The organism is Deinococcus sp. (assembly GCF_030523985.1).
In the GTDB taxonomy this organism is placed as follows: Bacteria; Deinococcota; Deinococci; order Deinococcales; family Deinococcaceae; genus Deinococcus.
Genome location: NZ_JAUNHK010000074.1, coordinates 4942 through 13915, shown reverse-complemented (window position 1 = coordinate 13915; position 8974 = coordinate 4942). Strand labels below are relative to the sequence as shown.

The 8974-nt window shown below is 63.6% G+C and carries 9 protein-coding genes; 7 read left to right on the top strand and 2 right to left on the bottom strand.

All coding sequences use genetic code 11. From position 1 onward, the window contains the following. Positions 1–6: 6 nt before the first annotated feature. Positions 7–1026, bottom strand: a complete 1020-nt coding sequence (locus tag Q4C89_RS10790; RefSeq protein ID WP_303102617.1) for a D-alanine--D-alanine ligase family protein — start codon at positions 1024–1026, stop codon at positions 7–9. 327 nt (positions 1027–1353) lie between these two features. Here Q4C89_RS10790 and Q4C89_RS10785 point away from each other — a divergent pair, with 327 nt between their 5' ends. The 5 genes from Q4C89_RS10785 to mqnE all read left to right on the top strand — a co-directional run bounded on the left by Q4C89_RS10785 (position 1354) and on the right by mqnE (position 7176). Beyond that, a complete protein-coding gene (locus tag Q4C89_RS10785; RefSeq protein ID WP_303102616.1) occupies positions 1354–3069 on the top strand; it encodes an ABC transporter substrate-binding protein in 1716 nt (571 codons plus the stop codon). A gap of 139 nt (positions 3070–3208) precedes the next feature. After that, positions 3209–4231 (top strand): ABC transporter permease, encoded by a 1023-nt coding sequence (locus tag Q4C89_RS10780; protein WP_303102615.1) that lies wholly within the window; start codon positions 3209–3211, stop codon positions 4229–4231. Beyond that, the gene (locus Q4C89_RS10775; RefSeq protein WP_303102614.1) at positions 4231–5250 is read left to right on the top strand and encodes an ABC transporter permease; all 1020 of its coding nucleotides are present in this window, start codon (positions 4231–4233) and stop codon (positions 5248–5250) included. The genes Q4C89_RS10780 and Q4C89_RS10775 overlap by 1 nt, the downstream gene beginning before the upstream one ends. 105 nt (positions 5251–5355) lie before the next feature. Further along, positions 5356–6006, top strand: a complete 651-nt coding sequence (locus Q4C89_RS10770; RefSeq protein WP_303102613.1) for an SMI1/KNR4 family protein — start codon at positions 5356–5358, stop codon at positions 6004–6006. Between the two features lie 39 nt (positions 6007–6045). Beyond that, positions 6046–7176, top strand: a complete 1131-nt coding sequence (mqnE, locus tag Q4C89_RS10765; protein ID WP_303102612.1) for an aminofutalosine synthase MqnE — start codon at positions 6046–6048, stop codon at positions 7174–7176. 10 nt (positions 7177–7186) lie between these two features. Here the strand turns inward: mqnE and Q4C89_RS10760 are convergent, their stop codons facing one another. Further along, entirely contained in the window at positions 7187–7918 is a 732-nt protein-coding gene (locus tag Q4C89_RS10760) for a GNAT family N-acetyltransferase (protein ID WP_303102611.1), read from the bottom strand. A gap of 38 nt (positions 7919–7956) precedes the next feature. Here Q4C89_RS10760 and Q4C89_RS10755 point away from each other — a divergent pair, with 38 nt between their 5' ends. Together Q4C89_RS10755 and Q4C89_RS10750 are read left to right on the top strand one after the other, a co-directional pair. After that, complete coding sequence (locus Q4C89_RS10755) at positions 7957–8214, top strand: hypothetical protein (RefSeq protein ID WP_303102610.1); 258 nt, start codon at positions 7957–7959, stop codon at positions 8212–8214. Further along, positions 8214–8974: menaquinone biosynthesis protein (locus Q4C89_RS10750; RefSeq protein ID WP_303102609.1), on the top strand; the 761-nt coding region annotated here is incomplete at its 3' end. The genes Q4C89_RS10755 and Q4C89_RS10750, both read left to right, overlap by 1 nt.

Sequence of the window (8974 nt, the reverse complement as noted above, 5' to 3'; positions counted from 1 at the left end):
GGCCCTTTACCGTTCTTCGAGCGCCAACTCCACCAGACGCGTGACCAGTTCGCTGTAGCTCAGGCCCGCCGCCTCGAACAGCTTGGGATACATGCTGGTGGTGGTAAAGCCGGGCATGGTGTTGACCTCGTTGAGGAACAGTTCGCCCGTTTCTTCCACATAAAAGAAGTCCACCCGGGCCAGCCCCGCGCAGTCGAGCGCCTTGAACGCCCGCAGCGCCTCGGCACGGATTTTCTCGGCAGTCTCGGCAGGAATACGGGCCGGAATGTGCATCTCGGCGCGGCCCTCGGTGTATTTGGTTTCGTAGTCGTAGAAGTCGGCGTCGAAGCTCAGTTCGCCCACCGGACTCGCCACCGGTGCGTCGTTCCCCAGAATGCCCACCTCGACCTCGCGGGGCTTGTGGCTGGTCATCGCTTCCAGAATCACGCGGCGGTCAAGGCTGAAGGCCAGTTGCAGCGCGGCGTCCAGTTCAGCGGCGTCATGCACCTTGCTGATGCCCACGCTGCTGCCCAGGTTGGCAGGCTTGACGAACAGCGGAAAGCCCAGTTCGGCGGCCCGCGCCCGCACCTCGTCGGGAGTCTGCTGCCACTCGCGCCGCACCGCCAGCCGCCACGCCACCTGCGGAATGCCCGCCGATTCCAGCACCTGCTTGGTCATCACCTTGTCCATGCTGACCGCGCTGCCCAGTACGCCGCTGCCCACGAAAGGAATTCCGGCAAGGGTCAGCAGGCCCTGGATGGTGCCGTCCTCGCCCATCGGCCCGTGCAGCAGCGGGAAGACGGCGTCGTAGCCCTCGGCACTGGCGGCGCGGTGCAGCACCAAGTCGCCGCCGTGGGCCGAGGTGCCGCTTTCCAGTGCCTTCTGGGTTTCGGTGGGCGGCAGCCAGCGCCCCTGCTTGCTGATCACCACCGGGGTCACGTCGAACTGGTCGCGGGGCAGGGCCGCCAGCACGCTCTGGGCGCTGCGAAGACTGACTTCGTGTTCACCGGACTGACCACCGGCCAGCAGCAAAATGCGTCGTTTCATCGCGGGGCAGTATGGCAGGTCTGCTTGTCAGTCGCCTGGAAAGGCGGCGAAGAGAGAAGATGCCTGCACCCCGGTGCTGCGTCTGTCCGGCATGGTTGCGCGGCCTGGGCTGGCGGGCGTCTGGTTGCTCCTGGCGGTTTCGGCTATCATGTCTAGCGTTCAACACCATAGGCAGGCCCACCCATGCTTCAGGCCACTTCTTGTGCGTTTCTCTCTTTTCCTGAGCGGGCTGGAACGGGAAGAAAAGGTGCATTCGTTTGCCCTTTGCCTCCCGTGGTTGAACGCTGTATCTTCTTGCATCACAACTCGCTTTTTCTCTGGAGGCTTATGAAAAAATTTGCACTGCTCAGCACGCTGCTCCTGACCGGGGCTGCCCTCGCCGCCGCTCCCAAAGACACCCTCGTTCTTCAGTACGGCTCGGACGTGCCCACCCTCGACCCCGGCGTGTCCTATGACACCGCTTCGGGCGAAATGATCGAGAACATGTACGAGACCCTGGTGAGCTACAAGGGCAGCTCCATCAAGGAACTCGAACCCCTGCTGGCGACCAAGTGGACGGTCGGCAACGGTGGCAAGACCTACACCTTCGACCTGCGCAAGAACGTCAAATTCCACTCCGGCGCGACCATGACCTGCGCCGACGCCGAGTACACCTTCGAGCGCAACCTCGTCACCAACTCTGCCGAGTCGGGCAACTGGTTTATTGCCGAGTCGCTGCTGGGCACCCAGAGCAACGCCAACGACGACAAGACCGTCACCTGGGCCCGTATCGACAAGGCTGTGGAGTGCAACAGCAAGGGCCAACTGGTCTTCACGCTGCCCAAAGTCGACCCCGCCTTCCTCGCCAAGCTCGCCTATAGCGGTCAGAGCATCGTCGAGAAAAAATACAGCGCGGGCATCGGCGAGTGGAGCGGCACCGAGAAGGACTGGAAGAGCTGGGTCGGCAAAGACCTGACCGGCTCCAACCTGTCGCAAAAGCCCAACGGCACCGGCCCCTACCAGCTCGTGCAAAAAGACGCCAACAACCTGCTGTTCAAGGCGTTCCCCGGCTACTGGGGCAAGGCACCTGCCATCAAGAACGTGATTCGCCAGAAGGTGCCCGAACTCGCGGCCCGTCAGCAGGCGTTCCTGCGCGGTGACGCCGACATCATCGAAGGCGGCGGGCGCAGCGTGGACGAAGCCCAGATCAAGGGCAAGCCCGGCGTGACCTGGGTGGACAACCTCCCCAACACGACTTCTACCGTCATCTTCATGAACCAGAACATCAAGGCGACGAACCTGCTGGGCAGCGGCAAGCTCGACGGCAAGGGCATTCCCTCCAACTTCTTCAAGGACGCCAACCTGCGCCGCGCCTTCTCTTACTCCTTCAACTACCAGCAGTACATCCAAGACGTGCTGAAGGGCAAGGGCAAGCAGCGCACCATGGCCCTCCCCGACTCGTTCCTGGGCTATGACCCCAAGGTCAAGACCTACACCTACGACAAGGCCAAGGCCACGCAGTACTTCAAGCAGGCCTGGGGCGGCAACGTCTGGAAGAACGGCTTTACCATGACTGTCAACTACCGTGCTGGCAACGTGCCCGCGCAGACGGCGATGGAAATCCTCAAGCGCAACGTCGAAGCCATCAACCCCAAGTTCCGCATCAACATCCAGCCCAAGCAGTGGAGCGAAATGCTCGCCGCGTCCAAGAAGGGCGAAGAAGCGATGGTCATGATCGGCTGGGCACCCGACTACGCCGACCCGGACAACTTCATCTACACCTTCTACGCCTCGGACGGCTACTACGCGCCCCGCAGCAACTTCAAGGACGCCAGCGTGGACAAGTGGGTCAAGCAGGCCCGCGCCACCGTCAACACCGCCGAGCGTACCCGCCTCTACAGCCTGGTCGGGAACCGTGGCTATGAGCAGGCTCCCTACATCCTGATTCCTGGTGGCATCGGCTACCTGACCTTCCGCAGCAACCTGGTGGGTCTGAGCGCCAAGACCTTCAACCCCATGAACTCGGGTGTGGGCGTGCCCTGGAAGGACCTCAGCAAGAAGTAATTTCGGCTGTCTCCGAGTGAGGGGAATGGGGCTGCCTTTGGCCCTGTTCCCCCTCATCTTTTGACCCGGTCTGTTTTTGCCAGACGCGGCTCACCCTCCCCTAGGCCGTTTGGCTTAGACTGGGCAACTTGAGGCTTTCATGATTAATTTTATCGCCAGACGACTCCTCCAGATACCACTGGTGATGTTGGTGCTGTCGCTGCTTTTGGTCGGGATCACCCAACTCCTGACGCCAGAGCAGCGGGCCGCCCCGTACATCAAAAGTGACAACCAAGCGTCCCGCGTCGAGCAAATCATCCGCGAGCGTGGCCTAGACCAGCCTTTCCCCGTGCAGTACGGCAAGTGGGCCGCCAGCACGCTCAGGGGCGACCTAGGCTACTCCACCGCCAGCGGCAAAGACGTGATTGACACGATCAAGGAACGCCTGCCCAACACCATCGAGCTGACGCTCTTTACGGCGATTCCGGTGCTGCTGCTCAGCGTGTGGCTCGGTTCGCTGAGTGCGCTGCACAAGGACAAGTTCATCGACCAGGTGCTGCGCGTGCTGACCATCCTGGGCTACAGCCTGCCGAGCTTCGTGCTGGGCATTGTGCTGCTGGCCGTGTTTTACGCCTACCTGGGCTGGCTGCCGGGGGCGGGACAACTGGAAGTGATCAACCAGTTCCAGACCGCTGGCATGAAGCGCTACACGGGCATGATGACCATTGACGCCATGCTGAACGGCAAATGGGAGGTCGCCAAGGACGCGCTGCGCCACCTGATTTTGCCTGCCACCACCCTCGCCATTGTGACCAGCGCCGACATCATCAAGGTGATGCGTAACTCCATGCTGGAAGTGCTGAGCAGCGACTACGTGCGCACCGCCCGCGCCAAGGGCCTTTCTCCCCGCGTGGTCAACAGCAAGCACGCCCGCCGCAACGCCCTGCTGCCCGTGATTACGCTGGGCGGCTTCCTGATTATCGGTCTGCTGGGCGGTTCGCTGATTACCGAAACCATCTTCGCCTACCCCGGTATCGGGCAGTGGGTCGTGCAGTCGGCGCTGCGGATCGACCTGGCAGGCGTGCTGGGCTTCGCGCTTCTCTCCGCCCTGATTGTGGTGGTCATGAGTACCCTGGTCGACATCCTGTATGGAGTCGTCGACCCCCGTGTGAGGTTTGACTGATGGCTGGCTCCGCTTCTGCTGCTGTTCCCACCAAAGTTCGCAACTCGCAGACGTTCTGGACTTCGCCCGGTATGCGCAAGCTCCGGCGCAACCCTCTGGCGGTCACGGGCTTTGTCATCGTGGTGCTGTTTTTCCTGCTGGCGCTGTTTGCCCCGCTGATTGCCAAGCCGACGGGCAACTGCCTGCGTGACCTGGGCATGGAGTCCCAAAGCCAGATCTACCAACCGCGGTTCGCGCTGAGGGCCATCTTTGCGCCGCCCGCCGAGTGCTACAAGATGGAGCGCGTGAGCTTCGCGCAGGAGCCTTCGCCCGCCAGCAGCATCAAAGACACCTTCGCTCCTTTCGGCACCGTCAACGGCTACAACATCTTCTACGGTCTGGTGTGGGGCACCCGCACCGCCCTGAAAATGTCGTTCATCATCGTTTCGATCACGCTGGCGATTGGCATCCTGATCGGCTCGATCAGCGGCTTTTACGGCGGCTGGGTAGACAACCTGATTCAGCGCTTTATCGACGTGATTCAGGCGCTGCCCGGTCTGGTGCTGACGGTGGTGATTCTGACCATCCTGCGGGCCAAAAACCCAGGGGGCGACCCGACGGGGCCGATTATCTTCGCGTACTGCGTGACTGGCTGGTCTAGCTACGCCAAAGTGATTCGCGGCGACATCCTCAAGACCCGCCAACTCGAATACGTGGACGCCGCCCGTGCGCTGGGGGCGCGTGACATGCGGATGATTCTGCGCCACGTCGTGCCCAACTCGCTGACCACCGTCTTTACCCTGGCGGTGCTGGCCCTCGCCACCGTGCCGCTGGGTGTGGCGGCGCTGTCCTTCCTGGGCCTGGGCTTTGAACCCGGCTACAGCGAATGGGGCCAGCTGATCGACTTTGCTCGTGCGTGGCTCAAGCCGGACTACTGGTACGTGCTGGCCTACCCCGCCATCTTCATCGTGCTGTTCAGCCTGGCGTTCAACCTGTTCGGTGACGGCCTGCGCGACGCGCTTGACCCCAAGACGCGCTGAGGCGTTGATGGTTGATGGTTGCGGCCTTGCGGCCTGATGGATGATGGATAAGGAATGGCTCCCCCGGCTGCGACTGGGGGAGCCTTCTTTTGGTTAGAGTGGCGTATGACGGCTGACCTCACCCCCATTTTTGAGCGGCTGGAAAACTGGCTGGCTGCCCACGCGCCGCGCATTCATGCCGAGCTGGAGGAAGGCGCCAGCGACGCCGACCTGGACGCGCTGGAAGTCGCCACCGGGCACAAGCTCCCCGCCGCCTACCGTGCGCTCTACCGCCGCCATCTGTACTGGGGGCAAACTTTCCCGCTTGACCATGTCCCGCTGGGCCACGTGCTGCACGAATGGCTGGTCTGGCAGCAACTGGAAGCCGAGTTTCAGGAAATGCAGGGCCACACCTCGCACCCGGCCGGGGCCATCACGCCGCAGTACATCAACCTGGGCTGGATTCCCTTCCTGAAAGACTGGGGGGGCAACAGCGTCGGCATAGACCTCGCGCCAGGGCCGGGGGGCGTTAGCGGGCAGGTCATCACCTTTGGGCGCGACGAGCGGGACAAATATGTGCTGGCCGACAGCCTGCAAGCTTTCCTGGCCGAGTATGTGGCGCGGCTGGAAGCGGGACGGGTGAGCGTGCAGCAACCCGAGTTCTTCCCCGAGGACTCCGAGCGGCTTGCCCTCCATGATGCGAAGGGCAGGGCTGTGGACGCTTATTCCACGCTGGCCGTTTTGTTTCCCGGTTTTGGCGCCTCGCCCCGGCGCTGAAGGCTATACATCCGGCGGTGCGGGCGTATCCTGCCCCTTATGAAGTGGCTTCGTGACCCTGCCCTCGCGCCGATTGTGGAAAAAGTGGAGGCCGGACAGCGCCTGACCTTCGACGAAGGGATGCAGCTTTTCCACACCCGCGACCTGAACGCGCTGATGCGTTTGGCCGACCTGCAAAAGCGGCGGCTGCACGGCGATAAGGTGTATTTCGTCCACTCCATGCGGCTGGAATTCACCAACATCTGTTACGTGGGCTGCACTTTTTGCGCCTTCGCCGCCCGCAAAGGCGAGGAGCGGGCCTGGGACTACGACCCCGACGAGGTGGTGCGGCAGGTGGGCCGCCGCTACCTGCCCGGCATCACCGAACTGCACATGAGCAGCGGGCATCACCCCAACCACAAGTGGGAGTACTACCCCGCGATGGTGCAGAAACTGCGCGAGGCGTACCCCGACCTTCAGGTGAAGGCCTTTACCGCTGCCGAAATCGAGCACCTGTCCAAAATCAGCAAAAAGCCCACCCGCGAGGTGCTGGCCGAACTTCAGGCGGCGGGGCTGGCGGCGATGCCAGGGGGCGGCGCGGAAATCTTTGCGGACCGGGTACGGCGGCAGGTCGCCAAAAACAAGGTCAAGGCCGAGAAGTGGCTCCAGATTCACCGCGAAGCCCACGAGCTGGGCATGCGAACGAACGCGACCATGCTCTACGGCCACATCGAAACGCTGGAAGAACGCCTCGACCACATGCACCGCCTGCGCGAGTTGCAGGACGAGACGGGCGGCTTCCACGCCTTCATTCCGCTGGCCTTTCAGCCGCTCGGCAACACGCTGGCGCAGAACCTCGGAAAGACTGACTTCACCACGGGCCTCGACGACCTGCGCAACCTCGCGGTGGCCCGCATCTACCTCGATAACTTCCCCCACATCAAGGGCTACTGGGTGATGATTGGCAGCGAACTGACCCAGGTGTCGCTCGACTGGGGCGTGTCGGACATTGACGGCACCATTCAGGAGGAGCACATCGCGCACGCGGCGGGGGCGACTTCGCCTATGGCGCTTTCGCAGGCGGGCATGGTCAAGATGATTCAGGCGGCAGGCCGCGTGCCCGTGCTGCGTGACGCCTACTACAACGAACTGGAAATCTTCGGGCGCAGCGGGGCTGACGCGGCAGACTGAGGTCAGGCGCTCAGTGCTGCTGGGCCCAGTATCCCGGCGTTTGCGTGGCGGGCAGCAGGGCCACGTCCTCGACAGCCCCGGCCCGCTGCGCCAGTGCCTTCGCTTCGGCGGCGGCCCGCTCTGGTCCCAGCCAGTCGTGCCAGTAGCTCTGCATGGTCTGGGTGACGAGGGACAGGGACACCGCATCGCTGCCGTCCAAGGCGCAATACAGCAAATCCAAATCTTTGAGGGGGCCGCCCCCTGGCCCGCCGACGGGTTGCCAGTAGGGGAGGTCAACGGTTCGAAAGCCCAGCGCGTGGAGTTGCCGACGGCGCACCACCGGGTCGGTGCCGACGCGCCGCTCGCCCGCCTGCTCGCTCGCGCTCTGGCGGCTGGCGTGGACACTGTCGGCAAACATGCCGCTCAGGCCCGCGCCGCGCACGTCTTCCAGACTGGCCTGGTGTAGCCCTCGGCCTATGCCCTGGCCCTGTGCCTCCCGCGCCACGCCCATAAACGAGTTGAAGCACGCCGCTGGCAACAGGCTGTAAATGGTGCCGCCCAGCACGGTGCCCGCCTCGTCCTCCGCCACCAACAGGCGGTCTTGTCTCTCGCCAAATCCGACGACCAGACGGGGGAAATATTCGGGCGGAATCAGCATGTCGGGGGCGTAGTAGCTGGCCTCCTGAATGCGCCCAAAGGCCGCCAGCGCGGGGTCTTGCGGGTCGGTGATGCGGCGAACGGTGACGGGCGCAGAAACAGGCATAGCCACAGGCTAGAGCGTGGCGGGGCTAGACTCGGTGAATGTATTGGCGGCTAGGATGTCTTGGAGCGGGCGGCGCATTCCTGCTGGGAAGCCTGCTGGCCTACTGGTTCGGCTCGGGCTTTCCGCCTTACGGCCTCCCGTTCTTGCTGCGACTGGTGAGGCCGCAAGACGCCATCGCTGGCAACTTTCCTGACCCCGTGACCCTTCTTCTGGGCCGCGTGTTGTTGTGGCTGGCCCTGCTTGCGTTTGGCCTCGCCGCCCTTTCCTTCACTCCCCAACGCCGAAACAAACGATGATGACCGCTGACTCCTCTCTGCCCTCTGCCCTCCACCCTTCCCCCTTGTACCGTGCAGGCTGGATTCATTTCACCAACGTCGCGCCGATTCTGGACTATTTGACTGTCCCCGAAGGCGTCAGCGTCATCACGGGCGTCCCGACCCAGATGAACGCCGCGCTGCTCTCGGGCGAGGTGGACATCGCCAACATCAGCGCGGTGGAATTTATCCGCCATGCCGATACGCTGGCGGCGCTGCCCGATTTCAGCGTGGCGGTGCTTGGGCCCGTGTACAGCGTCAACCTGTTTCACCGTGAGCCGCTGCCCGCGCTGCGCCGCATCGCCCTGACCAGCCAGAGCGCCATGAGCGTGGCCCTGCTGGAAGTGCTGCTGCGGCAAAAGGGCCTGACGCCTGTGCTGGAGCGGGCCGAGGGCAAGGCCGAAGACCTGCTGGCGGCGGGGTTTGATGGCGTTCTGCGGATTGGGGACGACGCCCTGCGCGAGTGGTACGCCACCGTCGGGCCGTTTGATGAGGGCGTGACCGTCCCCGAATTTCCCGTGTCGGGTCATGGCGTGACCGTCACCGACCTGGCGGAGGAGTGGTTTCACCTGACGGGCCATCCGTTCACCTTCGCGGTGTGGGCCTACCGCAAGGACAACCCGCCGCCCCAGGCCCTGCTGCTGGCGATGCGGGCGGCGCGGCGGCAGGGCATTGGGCATCTGGCGGAGGTTTCGCGGCGGCACGCGCAAAAGCTGGGGCTGCCCGCAGACGTGGTGCAGCA

Coding starts and splice junctions, on each gene's coding strand:
- Q4C89_RS10790 (WP_303102617.1), bottom strand. CDS start 1,026: ATGAAACGACGCATTTTGCTGCTGGCCGGTGGTCAGTCCGGTGAACAC.
- Q4C89_RS10785 (WP_303102616.1), top strand. CDS start 1,354: ATGAAAAAATTTGCACTGCTCAGCACGCTGCTCCTGACCGGGGCTGCC.
- Q4C89_RS10780 (WP_303102615.1), top strand. CDS start 3,209: ATGATTAATTTTATCGCCAGACGACTCCTCCAGATACCACTGGTGATG.
- Q4C89_RS10775 (WP_303102614.1), top strand. CDS start 4,231: ATGGCTGGCTCCGCTTCTGCTGCTGTTCCCACCAAAGTTCGCAACTCG.
- Q4C89_RS10770 (WP_303102613.1), top strand. CDS start 5,356: ATGACGGCTGACCTCACCCCCATTTTTGAGCGGCTGGAAAACTGGCTG.
- mqnE (WP_303102612.1), top strand. CDS start 6,046: ATGAAGTGGCTTCGTGACCCTGCCCTCGCGCCGATTGTGGAAAAAGTG.
- Q4C89_RS10760 (WP_303102611.1), bottom strand. CDS start 7,918: ATGCCTGTTTCTGCGCCCGTCACCGTTCGCCGCATCACCGACCCGCAA.
- Q4C89_RS10755 (WP_303102610.1), top strand. CDS start 7,957: ATGTATTGGCGGCTAGGATGTCTTGGAGCGGGCGGCGCATTCCTGCTG.